The organism is Myroides indicus (assembly GCF_004364575.1).
Lineage (GTDB): Bacteria > Bacteroidota > Bacteroidia > Flavobacteriales > Flavobacteriaceae > Flavobacterium > Flavobacterium indicum_A.
The window spans coordinates 1-18925 of the sequence record NZ_SOAG01000040.1 but is presented as its reverse complement, the minus strand read 5'-3'; the positions used below and the strand labels follow the sequence as shown (position 1 = coordinate 18925).

General features: G+C 32.6%; 6 protein-coding genes. All 6 read left to right on the top strand.

Annotated features, from left to right (window positions below):
* Window positions 1–276: T9SS type B sorting domain-containing protein (locus tag C8P70_RS12865; protein ID WP_133713721.1), on the top strand; the 276-nt coding region annotated here is incomplete at its 5' end.
* Window positions 277–585: 309 nt separating this feature from the next.
* Window positions 586–2415, top strand: coding sequence for a tetratricopeptide repeat protein (locus C8P70_RS12860; RefSeq protein WP_133713720.1), 1830 nt, complete (start codon window positions 586–588; stop codon window positions 2413–2415).
* Between the two features lie 237 nt (window positions 2416–2652).
* Entirely contained in the window at window positions 2653–8712 is a 6060-nt protein-coding gene (locus C8P70_RS12855; RefSeq protein WP_133713719.1) for a choice-of-anchor J domain-containing protein, read from the top strand.
* 232 nt (window positions 8713–8944) lie between these two features.
* Complete coding sequence (locus tag C8P70_RS12850; RefSeq protein ID WP_133713718.1) at window positions 8945–10819, top strand: tetratricopeptide repeat protein; 1875 nt, start codon at window positions 8945–8947, stop codon at window positions 10817–10819.
* A gap of 298 nt (window positions 10820–11117) precedes the next feature.
* Window positions 11118–17276, top strand: coding sequence for a choice-of-anchor J domain-containing protein (locus tag C8P70_RS12845; RefSeq protein ID WP_133713717.1), 6159 nt, complete (start codon window positions 11118–11120; stop codon window positions 17274–17276).
* 146 nt (window positions 17277–17422) lie between these two features.
* Window positions 17423–18925 (top strand): choice-of-anchor L domain-containing protein (locus tag C8P70_RS12840; RefSeq protein WP_208293412.1); only part of this gene is annotated, 1503 nt, incomplete at its 3' end.

Below are 18925 nucleotides of genomic sequence, written 5' to 3'. Positions count from 1 at the left end.
AGTTTCACTATCGCTTACGAGGACTGTCCTATTCCAAGAGGGATCTCTCCGAATAACGACGGATTGAATGATGTATTTGATTTGAGTCCTCACGGGGTAGAGAGCATCAAGATATACAATCGCTGGGGAACGGAGGTGTATTCACATGGAGCAGGTTATACAACGCAGTGGTATGGACAAAGCAAAAGCGGAAAACAGTTACCTGACGGCACGTATTATTACGTGATTCACGCGCATGGTAAAGTGCGTACAGGTTGGGTACAGGTAAATAAGTAGTTTATTAGTTTTTTGGTTAGATTTGGTTATCCCCGCAGAGGTATTTGTAATTTATCTTTGACGGGGATTAACTTTTATAAAGGGTAATAGCTATAAGTAAGATATAGTTTTTTTAAAATGTGCAATAAATAACAAAATGTTAAAATAAACTCAGAGAAGATAACATATTGTAATCTTTATTTTACTTTAATACATATAAAAATTTTTACAGGTTAGTCTATTAATACAATTGCTTTTAATAAAATTAAAATATTCATTCTTAAGTTGTAGATTAGAGCTCTTTAAATATAAAATAATAGTTTTCATAACATGAAGATCAGAAAACATTTACTTACTATTATTATTCTTAGTACTATAATAGCATTTTTATTAATTGTAATTTTAAATATATTATATTTTTCAAACTTAAACTTACGTTCAAAGCCATCTACCAAAGTAGAGAATTTGCAATTTACCGTTATAGATTCACTTTTATTAATTAAGAAGTTTGATGAAGCAGAAGCTAAGATAAATAATTTATATAATGACAAAAACACACAAAATCCCGGTCAATTAGCTAATATTTATTATTATAAATTCGCTATAGGTATCTATAGAAATAAATTAGATAATATTCTATTTTTTCAAAACAAGAGTTTAGACTATGCCAATTTAGCTAAAGATGATTTTACTAAAGCTCGTATTGGATTTTTAACAGGAAGATATTATCTTTTTTTGAGTGATTATGTAAAAAGTTTAGAAAATTATCTCAACGCACTAGTTTATTTTGAAAGTCATAAGGAAGAAAATTCTTATTATTTGTGGTTGATATATAATGATTTAGGTGTTTTTAATAATGAAATAGGAGACCAGGATAAAGCACTTGAATATTTGGAGAAATCTCGCCATATAAAAAATGATTACACTAAAGGGGAGGATGCAATATATTATGGAAATCTTGGAAATATATATAGAGACTCAGAAAAGAGCTTGGAAAAAGCCAGGGATAATCATCTTTTGTCTTTGAAATTATTTGAAGAATTAGGAGAAAGAGTTAATATTATTAAAGCTCTAAATAATATGGCTTTGGTTGAATCTAGCTTAGAAAATTTTTCTAGTGCTGAGATGTATTTAAACCAAGCAGAAAAACTTATAGTGAATTCAGAATTTAGCCTTCTTTCAATGACAACGATAAACAGGGCTAATATGTATTTAAAGATGAGTCAATATGAAAAGTCTAGAGAAGTTTATTTGAGAGGTTACGAAATAGCAAAAGAAAATAATATTATAAAGCATAAATTAGATGCTTTAGCAGGTTTGTATTTGGTATTTAGTCAGTTAAAAGAAAGGGATGAAGAATATTTTTACATAAAAGAATATTATGAATTAAAAGATACGATAAATGGATCTAAAGTTAATCAACGGTTGGAAGCAGTTCGTTGGAATAATATAGTTAAAGAACAAAAGTTGCAATATGAAATTAATCAGCAGAAGCAGAAAAATATTCTTAAGTCTTATATAATTGCAGTGGTTTCTTCTTTGTTAGTTGTAACTTTTTTTTGGTTTTTATATAGAAATAAAGTTAAGTCATTGCGTATTAGTAGGCTGGAAAATAATAGGTTGGAAGAAAAGATGAAAGCCGAGCAAGAACTACAAAAAGCACAAAATGAGCAATATGAATTTAAAGTAAGAACAAGGAATGAATTGCAAGTACTCAAAAATAAACAGCATGAGATTGAGATAGAGTCCAAAAATAAAGAAATGATTGCAATAAATGTTAAATTACTTGCCAAAAATAAGATGTTAACTGAAATAGAAGACATTTTAAGTAATAGAACACTAGGCACAGAAAAAATATTTAGAGAATTAGAAAAAACAATTCGTAGAAATAAAAGTCAAGAAAAAGATTGGGAACAATTTAAGATTATTTTTGACAAAATACACCCTTTCTTTTTTAAGAATCTTTTAGAATCTTATCCGCACCTTTCAAAAACAGAATTAAGGGTATGTGCATATATAAAAATTAATATGACTAATAATGAAATGGCAAGCTTATTAAATATAAGTCATCAAAGTCTTACTATAAGCAGGCATAGAATAAGAAAAAAGCTAAATCTAAATCGTTCAGATAATTTAGATCAAATAATACAGTCTTTTTGATAAAAACTTAATTTTTTATTTTGCATTTTTTTATCCTTTAATAAAAAAGTTAAGTAGTTAAAGTTAAATGCTTTTTATTTATAACTATATGTTCTTTAGAGCATTATTTTTTAATATCCTTTTTTTGTATAGTTATTGTTTATTATTTATAAAGTCGCTAGTTAGTATGCATTAGTGAAAATTTATATAAGTTAGCATTCTTTTCAAAATTAAAAGATTAATCAAAAGCTAAATATTATGAGAAAATGTCTAATTTATTTTGTCCTAGCCTTGTTGTGTTTATTTACAGCATATGGTTTTCAGCATTTATTTGTGTTGAAAGATATAGAAGTATCCAAAATGAACATGGAGAATTCATTTGAGTATACGGACTCGAATTGTCCTATTCCTACGAATGTAAAATTAAAAAACCGTAAGGATAATGAATTAACTATTAGTTGGGATGCTTCAGGTACTTCTACTTGGGAATACTATATTTTCCCTCTTGGAGGAGTATTTCCTACAGGAGTACCTACTCCTGCAAATGTTACTGAGGTTATAATTATAACTGATAGTAATGGTAATGCACTTACTGCAGATACTGAATACGAATTTTACATAAGAACGGTTTGTGGAAACGAATATAGTGATTGGGAGGTATCATTTGATTTTAAGACATTATGTACTGGATATTCAGCTCCTTTTACTGAAAGTTTTAATTCTTTATCCCTAGATTGTTGGATTACGATTGATAACAACAATGATGGAAACCCGGCTAATAGTAATAATGTTTTTGGAAGTAGTATGTGGGAATTAAGTAATGCGAGTCCCTTTGAAGGTAGCCATTCTATGTTGTTTCATGGTTTCTCTCCCTCACATGATGATTGGTTAATTTCTCCAACAATCAAAATGGACGGTGCAAGTATATATGCACTAACGTATTATTGTAAGAAAGGATCTAAGAAAGCTAGTGAATTTGAAGTGTTATTATCTTCTCAAGGAATTGGCTTAGATAAATTTACAACAACTTTGCAATCTCCGGAGTCTTTAAAAAATATAGAATATGAAAGAAGAGTTATTTACATACAGGGAGTTTCTGGAGATGTTAATATTGCTTGGCATGTGACTTCATTAGGTTGGACACAAATTTTTCTAGATTTAGTTTCTATTCAAAAAGTAGATTGTATAGGAGTTGATATTGAAGATATACAAATGAAAAGTTTAACGAAAGATACTGTGGCTTTTGAATGGAAAGATATAAATAACAGTAATTGGGAGTATTATATTCAACCGAAAGGAGGGGGATTTCCTGTAGGTAGTGGAAATATTGTGAATAACCCTGCCATCACTGTTTATAATGTGAGTGGCGGCGGCGGAGTTTTGCAACCTGATACAGAATATGAGTTTTATCTAAGATCTACTTGTGGAATCGCAAAAATGAGTGAGTGGGTTGGTCCAATTGTATTTAAAACTCCTTGTAATGAAGTTTCTGTTCCTTTTTTTGAAGGTTTTAATAGTAATTCATCAACTATAGATTGCTGGTCTATTTTGGATATAAATGGTGACCAAAATGTATGGAGAGTTGCTTCGGGCTCATACGCATATGAAGGAGATGGGTGGATGTTATTTGGTGTCGGTTCCTCTAACTCTGTTGATGATTGGTTAATTTCACCGACTATTGGTTCTCTTGATGCCAGTAAAATATATAGATTAAGTTATTATTATCAGACAGAAAACAATATAGAAAATAAATTTGAAGTACTTCTTTCTAATAATAATGTTGCTCTGTCTGGTTTTACTACCGAATTAGTGGCTAATAAAACCTATCAAAATAACCATTGGGTAAAGGAAACTGCTTTTATCACAGGTATTGGAGGTAATATTAATATTGCTTGGCATGCTTTATCAAGCAATACAAGTCAAACTATTTATTTAGATAGTATTTTATTGGAAGAAGCCACGGGTTGTCTGGAACCTATTGGTTTAGGTGTGGAGGATGTGGAATTTGATAGTGTCACTTTAGTTTGGCAAGACGATTTTGGTTCGGAATGGGAATATGTAGTACAATATCCTGACCTTGGAACTCCAAAAGGAGCTGGAATATCTGTAAATAAACAAGAATTAGTGGTAGATAAAGATATCGACGGCAATAAACTTGAGAATAATACTACCTACGAGTTTTATGTAAGAAACAAATGCAATGCAGGAAGTTACAGTAGTTGGTCTGGTCCTTATAAGTTTACTACGGCTTGTGGTATTCTTCAGCTGCCTTTTCGAGAAAACTTTGAGGAAGGATCCTCTACTATCAGATGTTGGGAGGTTGTTGATGAGAAAGGAAATTATTCACCATTTGTTGTGCAAAACACTTCGTACGAAAATTATTGGTTTGGTATAACATATGGTGGATATACAGGCGCAGCTGCTAATATAACAGCATATAAAGTAGATTCAGGTTCGGGTTGGCTAATTTCTCCTGCTTTTCATCTTAGTTCAGGAAAGGTATACAGATTGCAATATCAATATAGGGTAGGAGGTGTTGATTCAAACAAGTTTGAAGTATTAATGTCTGAAACAGGAACCGATACATTAAGTTTTACCAAAACTATAGTTTCGTCAAAAGATTATTTTAATAATAGTTATATTCGGGAAACTGTTTTTATAAAGGGAAATAATACAGATATAAATTTAACTTGGCGTGTATTTGACGGACTAAAAAATATATATATTGACGATGTTTATTTAGAAGAAGTAAAAGGATGTCCGGAGCCTGTAAGCTTATCGGTTAAGGAAATTAAACCGGATGAGGCAACCCTTTTGTGGGAGGATAATGAAGGAGGCACCTCCTGGGAGTATTATGTACATGAGCAAGGATTAGGGCTCCCTAAAAAAAATGGTGTTCCAACCAGTAAAAAAGAAAATACTATAAAAGAGGATAGTGAAGGAAATTCTTTAAAAAACAATACAAATTACGAGTACTATGTGCGTACAGTTTGTGGTAATGGAGAATATAGTATATGGTCGGGACCTTTTGAGTTTAGTACGGAGTGTGGAGTGTTTGAAATTCCCTTTTGGGAAGGGTTTAATACAAATTCTAGAAATATTAATTGCTGGACTATTATAAATAATTCAGGACAGTGGTTTGCATCATCTACTTCTTTTTACGAAGGGGATCAGAGTATGCTTTTAAATGATTTTTCATCTAATCAAAAAGACAGCTGGTTAATATCCCCAACTTTTAACCTTGACGGAGGAATGTATATAGTAAAGTTTCATTACAGAGCTCCGGAACAGTATTGGAGCATGTTTTTAGAAAATAAATTTGAAGTATTGCTATCTTCAAAAGGAATTACTCCGGATGATTTTACCACAGTTCTTTTAGCTCCTGATACCTATAAAGCTGATAACTGGCAAGAAAAAGTTGTGTTTATAAACGGAGTTACTGGAGAAGTTAATATTGCATGGCATGCCTTATCTGAAAAAATGACACAGATATCCATAGATAATATTATTGTTCAAAAAGTTAATAATTGTCCAGAACCCTATTATGTCACAGCTATAAATCAAACTTCTACTAGCTTTGATTTAGAATGGGAGCAAGATGGAGGAGTTACCTCATGGGAGGTCATAGTTGTAGAATACGGTCAGGATGAAACCACAGCACCTGTTCAGAAGAAAACAGTAACAGGATCGCCAACAACAACTATAACAGGACTGGATGAAGGTAAAGCGTATTCTATATTTGTAAGAGCAAATTGTACAGATAATAAATCTATTAGTAATTGGTCCACGGCAGGGACAGGAATAACTAATGTGGGAAGTAATGATGATTGTAACGGGGCTATTAAAATTCCGGTTAATACTGATTTAGATTGTGTCAAATTTGTTTCAGGTACATTTTTAGGAGCGAATTTGTCTTCTAATCCTCTCTCAAATTGTACACCTGCTATTAAAAATGATATTTGGTTTGAATTTACAGCTATATCTGAAACACATCTAATATCTTTAAAAAACATATTTAGCCTATCTGGTATGCATGAGTCTATTACTATTCCTTATTCTTTGCAGGCTAGTCTTTATGAGAATCCATGTAGTGCTATTACCTCTAACGCATTAGAATGTTTTAATTTTTCAAAGGATGCAACAAGTAAACTGCTAAATAATTTAAAGATTGGGCAGAAATACTTTCTCCGTTTGGAAACAATGTTAGACAATCCGGATTTTATATTTAATTTGTGTATTACTTCCTTGTCATTTTTAGAAGTAAGTGCAGCAGGAGAAAAGTATACTACGGAGGAACTAATAAAAGATGTTTTAATCAGTTCTAATTGTGATTTAGTATCTAATGTTAGGTATCAGAATGGAAGGGGTAACGTCGAAGCTCAACAATTAATCACTGTAGGGTATTTTGATCAGAATAAATCTTTTTTTCCTTTTGAAAGTGGTATTGTATTATCGACTAATGAAGTGGAATATATACCGGGACCTTATAAAGGATATATAGCACCAAGAGGAGATAATGATTATAGATGGACAGGAGATAAAGATATCAATGACGCTATTAATGATGCGGGCGGAGGACCAAGTCAAGATAAAAGAGTAACTCAATTGGAATTTGATTTTATTCCAGTAAAAGATTCAATTCACTTTGAGTATTTGTTTACGTCAAATAGTTATCATCATTCTTGTGGACAAGCCTGTAATGTAGGTGCTTTGTTTGCTGCATGGTTAATTGATACAACTACCGGAGAAGGACAAAACTTAGCTAAAATTAGCGGAACAGATATACCAATATCTTTGAACACGATTAGAGATTCAAAAAAATCAGGAGTAAGTTGTACTAGTTCTAATCCAAATTTATATTGGAAACATTATGATAATAATCAAGATAATCCGCTAGAAGCTCCTATTGATTTTGTGGGTTTTACAAAACCGATGAAATCAGAAACGGTTATCGTAATTCCAGGAAGAAAATATCATATAAAGTTGGCGGTAATGGATTTTTGTACTACTATCGAGCATTCTTCAGCAGTATTTTTCAAAGCTGGGAGTTTTGACTTAGGAAGCTTAGATTTAGGACCTGATTGGTTAGTTGAAGCAGGAACAGCCTTGTGTGGAGGAGAATCAAGAATATTGCGATCAGGTATTGGAGAATCGGAAGAGTTTAAAACAGAAATAGAATGGTATAGAAACGGAGAATTATTAAACGGAGAAAATAAACCGGATATTGAAATCAAAGAAAGTGGTAATTATGAACTTAAAATTAAGTTTGTGGAATTAGGATGTGAATCCGTAGGTTCTATTAACATTGAGATGTACCCTGCAATATCTGAGGTAGTTCATCAATCAGAAAGTATTGTGGTTTGCCAATATTCCTTACAAGAAACCTTGATTGATTTAACTACTGTGGAAAGTATAATGTTTAAAGATGTTGAAAGAAGCGATTATACTACAGAATATTATAAGACAATCGAAGAAGCCGAAGCGTCGGAGAATGCAATATCTAATGTAGAAAATTATGCATTGGGCAAAGAACCACAAGCTCAAACAGTATACATCCGTGTTGAGAGTATGATAACGGGTTGTCAGGAGATATTTGAATTACACATCCAGCCGGAACAAGGTGCTATTCCGGATAAACCATCTGATGTTTCGATATGTGCAGAATATGTGTTTCCACAAGTGAATGGTGATCAGTATTACTATATCGAACCGAGTGGTCAGGGTCAAGAATATAAAACTGGAGATGTTTTAACAGAACCGGGAGAACATACCATTTATGTGTTACAAATAAACAATGAGGAAGGTTGTTATGAAGAAATAAGTTATAAAGTAAACATAACAGCTCCGGTAACAGCGGATATATTTGAAGATAAAACGCTGAGCTGCGAATATTACCAGTTAAAACCTCTGTCTGAGCACAATCAATATTTTACAGAACCGGGAGGAAATGGCGACAAACTATATCCAGGCAGGCAGATTCTTCAAGGACAGACCATTTATGTCTATGCCAGTTCTAAAGATAGCTTATGCAGTGATGAAAGCAGCTTCACTATTGATTATGAAGATTGCCCTATTCCAAGGGGGATCTCTCCAAATGGTGATAATCTGAACGACGTCTTTGATCTGACACCCCACGGCGTGGAAAACATAAAAATTTACAACCGATGGGGTACAGAGGTTTATTCCCATGGAGGAGGTTATACTACCCAGTGGCACGGACAGAATAAAAATGGCAAACAACTTCCGGACGGAACGTATTACTACGTAATACAGGCGCATGGTAAAACCCGAACCGGATGGGTACAGATAAACAAGTAAAATGCTTAATGATTAATTTAAGGAGTTATTCTGAATAGAAAACTCCTTATTTTTTTTGTAGTGTTTTTGTCTACATAACCCTAGATAAATAAGTTAAGAAGATGGTAAAATATGTAGATAAAGAATGAAAAAAGTTCTTTTTCAATTCTTAAATCGATTAGCTTTCTAATGTTTATAAATAGTGGATGATTAGGAAAATATTAACTTATATTTGTTATAAATACAATTTGCGGTGAAAAATAGAAAAAATAAAATAATTAGTATAGTATTTTTAGTGTTATTGATTCTTTCAATAATAACTTTGCTGATAACTAATAGCACCTTTTTAAATTCATTATATAAAACTCCTGAAAATTTCTCTAAAAAAGAGGAAATAGTATACATGGATTCATTATTGAATTATAATTTAAGCGAAGCTGAGACAAATACAGCTGAACTTTTTAAAAAAGCTCTTAATTCTAAAAACAAATATGAACTTATGTATGGCTATTATTATAAAATGGCAGTAGATATTAGAAAAAATAGATTAGATAGTATTTTATATTATGCAGATCAAGTATTTTCTTATGTAGATAACAATAAATATATAGAAGCAAAAACAAATCATTTATTAGGTAGGTATTATACAATCATCAGTGCTTATCCTAAAAGTTTAGAAGCTTTTTTAAAAGCAAAAAACTTTTTTGAAAAAGAGAAGGACAATAAGCAACTTATGGCAATATATAATGATTTAGGAGGACTTTATTTATATCTATATGAAGATGAAAAGGCTTATTATTTTTTGAATAAAGCCTATGAATTAGCCAAAGAAGAAAATGATTTGCGTTATAAGGGAATTTACTATGCAAATATGAGTAATTTTTATAAAGAAGAGGAAGAATATGAAAAAGCAATCGAGGCTCTGGAAGAAGTTCTCTCTACTTTTAATATTCTACATGATACGGTCACTATTGTAAGAGCTTATAAACAGTTGGGCGAAACTCATTTTGCTATGCAACAATTAGAAAAGGCTGAAGAATATTATGATAAAGCATACAGGCTTTCTTTGGATACGGATGATAAGTTTCTGCAAGTACCTATATTATTAAATTATGGACGTATTTATGAAAAAAAAGGAGATAGGAACAGAGCGGTTAAGTTTTATAAAGATGCTTTAGATTTGGCAGATGAAGAAGGTTTTTTTAGAGAGGAATTAAGTGTATTATTAGCATTAACGACGTTTTATGAAAATCAAAATGATTATAAACTTGGAAATATGTATCTCAAGCAATACTATCAAGTTAAAGATAGTATTAACGGAGTTAAAGTTAGCCAAAGACTTGACGAATTGCGTTGGAGCAATGTGTTAAAAGAGAAAGATCTAGAACAAGAAATAGCACAACAAAGACATAAAAATCAAAATTATCTTTACAGTATTACCATAATGTCTACTCTGTTTGTAGTAGTTTTTATTTTGTTCCTATATCGAAATAAAAATAAATCATTATATATCTCAAAAATAGAAAACAAGAGATTGGAAGAAAAAGTATTAGCAGAACAAGAGGTGTATAAGTTACAAGCAGAGAGACATGAACAGGAATTAAAAGCTAAAAATGAATTACAGGTAATTAAAGCCAAACAATATGAATTTGAGTTAAAATCTAATAAAGAGCTTCAAGAGTTGCGATCTCAACAATACGAATTAGAAATGGAAGCTAAAAATAGAGAATTGACAACTATTAATGTTCAATTATTGGCAAAAAACAGATTGCTAGATGAAATAGAAAGTATTTTTAAAGATATACCTAAAGACAAACTGACCCTATTTGACAGCTTATCTCAAGTCATTCGTTCTAATAGAGATCAAGAAAAAGATTGGCAATCTTTTAAAGAGATATTTCGGAAAATCCACCCGGATTTTTTTAAAATGCTCAGATTCAGATATCCTGATTTGACGAAAACAGAGATAAGAATTTGTACTTATATCAAGATGAAGATGGAAAATAATGAAATCGCAGGCTTATTAAATATAAGTTACCAAAGCTTAATAACGACTCGTTACAGAATAAGAAAAAAAATGAAATTAGAACGTACGGATGACTTAGATGAATTTATTCAATATATGTAAATCACTAAGTTTTATAAACAACTATAGTTTTACATTAACGATTTTGAATTAGAATTATAAAAGATAAATTCTATGTTTTTTATTTGTATGTGATTTGTTTTTTATTTATAAGTTTCTTATTTATAGGTTTTTGTGATTGTTTGTTAATAAGAATAGTTCATTTGAAGCTTATTAATAGTCTATTGTTAAAATTTGCTTAATATGTAAGTGTTGCTATACATTTGGTAAAACTCTATGAAGTAACTATCTATGGTTTTATAGAGCCAACCAATAATGACAATAATCAATTAGCAAACTTATGAAAAAACTTATTTATTTGATATGTGGATTGTTTTGTCTTGCAATAGCTTATGGAATTCAGCACTTGCAAGTAGAAAATAATAATATATTGGAATCGGGCAGTATTATCTTAAATACTTTAGAAAAATATTCTCAAACTTGTTCTTCTCCTACTGCTTATGGTAGTAAGAATATGAAAGTGGATCAAGTTACTATTTACTGGAAAGACACTGTAAATTCTTCATGGGAGTATTATGTGGTTCCAGCAGGAGATCCCATGCCTACAGGAGGGGGAACGCCTACTTCTGCAAGAGAAAATACCATTACGCAGGATAGCAATGGAAATCCGTTACAACCCGATACAGAGTATGAGTATTATGTGCGAACTGTTTGTGGAGCAGTATATGGCAACTGGGAAGGATATTTTGAATTTAGAACACTTTGCATAGCTCTACCTATTCCGTTTACTGAAAATTTTGAAGCTAATTCAAACAGTAAAGAATGTTGGACGATTATTAATGATAAGGGAGAGATTAATACTAATCAAAACTGGAAAGTCGAAACAGGGACGAGTACAGCCTACGAGGGGACGTTTAGTATGAATTTTAACGGCGCAGATACAGTTCATGATGACTGGTTAATATCACCTACTTTTCAATTAGACAGTTTGTTAACTTATCAACTTACTTATTATTATAGGACTACTTTAGAAGCTGTTGATTTTGAAGTGTTGTTTTCTAATAAGGATAGAATTAATAAAGATGATTTTAATCTAGTTCTGCTATCAGAAGAGAATTATGAGAATACAATATATTTAAAAAAGACAATCTATATAGAAGGCGTTGAGGGAGCATCTAAAATTGCTTGGCATGTAAAAAATCATACTAAAGGTTTTGTTTTTTTAGATTTAATATCTTTAGATTTAGTAAGTTGTAAAGGAATCAAAGCGGAAGATGTGGTTGTAAAAGAAGTGAAGAGTGATCAAGCTACTTTTTTTTGGGAAGATGATTATAATACACAATGGGAATATCACGTACAGGGAGTAGGAGGTGGTAAGCCGGTTGGAAGTGGAGTTTTAACAACTAATAGAGAAGTGACTATAACAAAAACTTCAGGAACAGGTGGAGGTTCTTTGCAGCCAAATACGGAGTATGAGTTTTATGTCCGTTCTATTTGTGGTGCTGGAGGAGCTAATTCTTGGGTAGGACCTTTTGTGTTTAAAACCCCGTGCTTAGCTGTAGCTTTACCTTTTTGGGATGGTTTTAATACAAGTTCTACTACTGATACTGATTGTTGGACCATCATTGATAATAATAGGGATAAGTTTGATTATTGGGGATCGATTTATAATGCTTGGAGTCCACAATTTGTTGATAAATATGAAGGCGATCGATCTATGCAAATAGTAAGGGGATTTGGTTTAGAGGTTAATGACGATTGGTTAATTTCTCCCACATTTAATCTATCAGATAGTAAGTACTATAGATTGAAGTATCATCAAAAGTCTAAATATGGAAATATAAAGTATAGTCTTTTACTATCAGAAAACGGAAATAATCCGGAGTACTTTACTAATATACTCATGCCAGAAAAAATATATAGTCATACAAATTGGGAAGAAGTTGTGATGTTTATTACCGGATATTCCGGTGATGTACATATTGGTTGGCATGATGTATCTTCTAATGGTGTGAATTATATTGATAACGTATTTTTTGAAGAGGTTGTAGGATGTCCTGAACCTTTAGCTTTAGGTGTAAGAGAAATTGAGACTGACAGTGCTACTATATTTTGGTCGGATGATTTTGGAACAAATTGGGAATATGTGATTAGAAAAACTGACTACGGAACTACTTTACCGATAAAGGGTAAAATAATAAATACAAAAGAAATTATAGTAGATAAGGATTTGCTAGGTAATGCTTTAAAGCCTAATACAGAGTATGAGTTTTATGTTCGAACAAGTTGTGATGATGGCAAGTTTAGTGTATGGTCTGGTCCGGTTAGTTTTAGAACGAGCTGTGAGGCTATAGATCTTCCTTTTTGGGAAGGATTTAATATAGATTCTGAAACGATCTATTGCTGGAGTATTATAGACGTAAATGAAGATGCATATGAGGGGAGTTACCAATATAAATGGAATGTACTACCAGGCAAGCTTGAAGTGTCAGGACAAGTATCTCCTCCGTGTTTGGAGGGAACAAGACAAATGGTTTTTATGGGGTATAATAATAAATATCATGATGATTGGTTAGTTTCACCTAAATTTTGGTTCGATCAAACTAAAAGGTATCGATTAACTTTTCAATATTTAATAGGTAATCCGTATAAGGAAACCTATATGCAGGTATTAAGTTCAGATTCGGGAAGTGAGCCTAAAGATTTTGATAAAGAATTACTAAGATTAGATGAAGGAAGTGGGAAAAAAACCCTGTTTCTGAAAGATTTAGATGGTTATAATAGATTTGCTTGGCACATTTCAACAGATACAATATTGAATCGTGGTGCTTCTGCGAATTATATTATCGACGATGTGCATATAGAAGAAATCATAGGATGTGCCGAGCCTATAGATTTAAATGTTGAAGATATAGCAGGGGATCAAGTAACCATCTCATGGAAAGATAATGAAGGAGGAGCTTCTTGGGAATATTATATACAGGAAAAAGGAAAGGGTGACCCTATTGGTAATGGAACAGTAACAAATCATAAAGAAAATAAGGTAACAAAAGATCAAACTGGCAATGTATTAAAAATTAATTCAAGTTACGAGTTTTATGTGCGCACAGTATGTGGCAATGGAGAATATAGTATATGGTCAGGACCTATTGAATTTAATACCTCCTGTGAAGGGGCATTTTTTCTCCCTTTTAGAGAAGGATTTAATTCTGATTCAAGATCTAAGGACTGTTGGACAACAGTAAATAATATTTTTTGGGATTTACCTGAGCGTTACCCAATAATAAATACTTTTGAGGGAGATGGAATGGTTCAATATGTTTCTTTTAGATTTGCGGAGGATGAAGAAGATGATCAGTGGCTGATTACTCCTCCATTAAAAATGGAAGCTAAAAAATATGTGTTAAAATATCGCTATCAAGATGAGCCTTGGTCTATATTCCACCAAAGAACAAATGAGATGGAAATACTACTTTCTGATTCAGGAATAGCACCTGATAAATTTACACGAACAATTTCATCACGTAAAATGTATAATAGAACGGATAGTGATTTTGTTGAGGAGGTAATTTTCTTTGATGGAGTATTAGGAGAGGTTAATATTGGATTTCATTTTGTATCTACCGGAATAGATTTAGTAAGTGATTTAAAATTAGACGATATTTTGATAAAGGAGGTTCAAACTTGTCCCGAACCAATTAGTTTAAAAGTAATATCTCAAAATGCGACAACAATTGAATTGGAGTGGACTCAGGTAGATGGCATTAAAGAATGGGAGGTAATAGTGGTAAAAGATGGGGATAACGAAACAGGTGTGCCTATAAAAAATATCAATGTCAAGGGCAGTCCTAATGTTACCCTATCTGGTTTGGATCCACATACAGGATATACTGTCTATGTGAGAGCTAAATGCCCTGACGGAACATCTACAAGTGATTGGAGTACTCCGATTCGTACAGGAACTAAAATCACTAATGATGATTGTGATCAAGCAATTAATATACCGGTAAATGAAGGTTATGAATGTAGCAAAGTGGCATTTGGAGCATTTTACGGAGCTACAAAATCAAAAATTGTAGAAACTCAGTGTTCAAGTCAAATGAAAAAAGATATATGGTTTGAGTTTACAGCTACTTCCAATACTCACATGCTAAGTATAATAGATCTTTATCAGGATAAACTAAATGATGGGACTTCTAACCCTCAGTTAATAATAACTCTTTATGATGTTAATTGCAATAATATTGCAGACAATGAAGTCAGCTGTATATCTCTGAAGAAAGGCCTCCAGCCTTATTTAATATATAATGATTTAATACCGGGTAAGAAGTATTACTTAAGATTAGGTACAGTTATAGATAATCCTAAATTTAATTTTAGTTTGTGTATAAGGACTCCGCTTTATCCGAATATGGAAATTAGTGAAAGCGGAGATAAATATACTGTTGAAGAATTGGTAAGCGATGTTTTAATCAATTCAGGTTGTGACCTTACTTCTAATGTGAAATATAAGGCAGGAGACGGTAATAATACAATCAACCCTTTTGGATATTTTAATAAAGGGGAGTCCGATTTTCCTCTTAATGAAGGAATTGTTTTAGCCACGCATGATGTTAATGAGAATTTGGCAGGAGCATATGATTTTAATAAAGCTACAAGGAATAAAATACCAATGTCTTCCGGGGATGAAGATCTCAATAAAATTATTGAAGAATTTTGGATTGGAGATTACGCAAGCAATCAGCATACAGCTGTTTTAGAATTTGATTTTATTCCAATTAAGGATTCACTCTATTTTGAATATGTGCTGGCTTCAGATTTTTACTTACCACACGTAGGCAAGTGTGACGTATTAGCTCTATTTGGATTATGGATTATAGATGAGGAAACAGGTGAAAGAAAGAATTTGGCTTTTGTTCCCGGTACAAAGGATCCAGTTTCAGTCGCCACAATAAAAGATGTAGTAAAATCTAGAGAAAATTGTAATAGCATAAATCCAGAGTTTTATTGGAAGAGTTTTCATGGATATGGAGATTTACTAGGAGATTTAAAACATAGTAACCCTCTTGAAACACCAGTAAATTATCCTGGAGTAACATATCCGATGAGGTCGGAGGTAGCTTATGTAACCCCTGGGAAAAAATATAGAATTAAAGCAGCAATTACTGATTCTTATGCGTCTACAACAAATATGGGATCGGCTGTCTTTTTTGGAATTGGAACCAAAGTAGGTCAAATTGATTTTGGACCTGATAGGCTTGTTGCAACAAAAAATGCTATATGTGTGGGAGAAAGCGTATTGTTAGATACCGGTATGGGAACTATGGGAGAAATTGATGCTAAATTTGTTTGGTATAGAGATGGAGAACCTATACAGGGAGCCGATCGTGAAACATTATTAGTAGAATCAGAAGGAGAATATTCAGTATGGGTGAAATATACGAATCAGCAAGGGTTGGATTGTGAGGTGGAAGGAAAAATAAAAATAGAAACCTATCCATTAATTTCTGAAGTACTAAACAAACCTGACACTATATCTGTTTGTCGAAACTCTTTGGAAGATCTAAAAGTAAATTTAAAACAAATAGAGTCAGGAATGTTCGGCCAATCAAATCAAGAAGTTTATACAACAGTATATTTTGAAGCCAAAGAAGAAGCAGAGCACAATGAAAACCCTATACAAAATCCAATAGAGTATAATCTAGGTAGAGAATTACAGCTTCAATTATTATATATTCGGGTAGACGATATAGAAACAGGTTGTCATGATGTTTTCGAATTGTCCATCATACCACAAATAGGCGAAATACCTGATGTGCCTGCAGAGGTAACGGTTTGTGCAGAATATACATTCCCTGCATTAGAAAATGATCAATACTATTATTCAGAACCCGGAGGCAAAGGGAAAGAGTTTAAAGAAGGGGAATTATTAGATATTTCGGGTAAACATACTGTTTATATATTGCAACGTAACGGAGTAGGAGGCTGTTATGAAGAAAATTCTTATATAGTTAATATTACTGCTCAGGTAGTAGCCGATATATTTGAAAATGCAGAAATAGAGTGTGAAGTGTATCAATTACAGCCTTTATCAGAGTATAGTCGTTATTTTACAGAACCCAATGGGAAAGGTATGGAGCTGCAGCCGGGTACAGAAATACCATTTAGGCAAACTATTTACGTGTATGCAGAGTCTGAGGATGGATTATGTACAGATGAAAGTAGTTTTAGTATTAGATATAATGATTGTCCAATACCAAGAGGAATTTCACCCAACGGAGATGGTTTAAACGATACTTTTGATTTGAGTAAGCATGGAGTGGAGAGCATTAAGATTTACAATCGTTGGGGCACGGAAGTTTATTCATATGGTTCGGGCTATACTAATCAATGGAATGGGCAGAGTAAGAGTGGTAAAAAGCTACCAGACGGTACATATTATTATGTGATTATTGCACATGAGAAAGTTAGAACTGGATGGGTGCAGATTAATAAATAAATTTTTTTTTCATCAATCTTTATTTGGTTAGTTAATTGATGTAAGAAGGGAGTCATGTATTTAAAATGACTCCTTTCCTTATACATTCAGAAAAAGATTTAAACTCATAACTCATGAAGACTTTCCAATATTTATATATCTACTTAATGATATCGACTTTATTCTTTTCCCAGAATAAAATACCTCATGTTTTAAGTACTTTAAAAATTAATAATTTAGAGCAGAAAGAAGAGAATAAAGCTTTGATACTCTTTACAGAGCCATCTAATACAGACTGTAATGGAGCCATTAGTTTGCCAATAAATTATAGTTGGGAATGTAATCAGGTAATTACTGGTACATTTAAAGATGTAACCAAAAGTTCTGTTCCAGAACCAAGTTGTAATACAGTTTCTAAACGAGATGTTTGGTATGAATTTACTGCAACCTCTAACGATCACCAATTGCGAATTTTAAATGTCAGTGAAGTTAATTGGGTGATAGAGGGAAGTCTTTATGATAAAACATGTGGTGTAATTAGTACAGTAGCATTAGAATGTTTCACCTTAAATAATTCTAATTCCGGTAAAATTTTTTCAGGATTAGTGTTGGGTAGGGTATATCGGGTTCGATTGGGAACAACAGATCCCGCAGCAGAATATAATTTTGATGTTTGTTTAACTACACCTCCGCCAGCTCTAAGAGTTAGTCCTAGTGGAAATCTATATAGTGTAGATGAGCTTGTAAAAGATGTGTTGGTAAAAGATGGAAATTGTATAGTTTCTAATATTAAATATCAAGTGGGAGATGGAAGCGCAGCTACAAAAACTGTAAATACATTTGGTTATTTTAATAAAAATGGATCCCTTTTTCCTTTTGAAGAAGGAGTTGTACTTTCTACAGGAGAGGTACAGTATGTTCCAGGACCTTATGGTGGTCAGTTTGGAAATAATCCTCATCGCTGGATAGGCGATAAGGAAATTAATGATGCTATTGATGATGCAGGAGGCGGTCCTACACCAGACAAACGAGTAACTCAAGTATCTTTTGATTTTTTTCCGGTAAATGATAAGATACAATTTGAATATTTATTTGCATCAAACAGTTATTATGGTTGTTTTATGTGTCAAAATATGGCTCTTTTTGCAACTTGGTTAATAGATACCACTACAGGAGAAGGAATAAATTTAGCTAAAATTCCGGGAACTACTGTTCCTATTGCTTTACATAGGGTTATTGATAGAGCTAAGGACGGAGCTACTTGTGGAAATATAACTTATCCGGAATATTTTTGGATGTTATTTGCTAATAACAATGAAGAACCCTTGATAGCTCCGATTAACTTTGTTGGAATGACAGTTCCAATGAAATCTGAAGAAGTAACTGTAGTTCCCGGTCGTAAATACCACATCAAACTGGCAGTAATGGATTTCTGTACAGCTCCAGCTCACACCTCCGCCGTTTTTTTCAACGCACGCAGTTTTGACGTAGGTACCCCCGAGATCGGTGAGGACATGAGCATCGAGGGCGGCAATGCGCTTTGTCCTGGGGATACAATTGAGCTCGGTCAGAATCTGGAGGCGAAGGACTATTTAATCCAGTGGACCAAAAACGGCAAAGATCTTATCGGAGAAAACGGTGAGACTTTAAAAGTAAACGAGCCTGGTTTG

Coding starts and splice junctions, on each gene's coding strand:
- C8P70_RS12860 (WP_133713720.1), top strand. CDS start 586: ATGAAGATCAGAAAACATTTACTTACTATTATTATTCTTAGTACTATA.
- C8P70_RS12845 (WP_133713717.1), top strand. CDS start 11,118: ATGAAAAAACTTATTTATTTGATATGTGGATTGTTTTGTCTTGCAATA.
- C8P70_RS12855 (WP_133713719.1), top strand. CDS start 2,653: ATGAGAAAATGTCTAATTTATTTTGTCCTAGCCTTGTTGTGTTTATTT.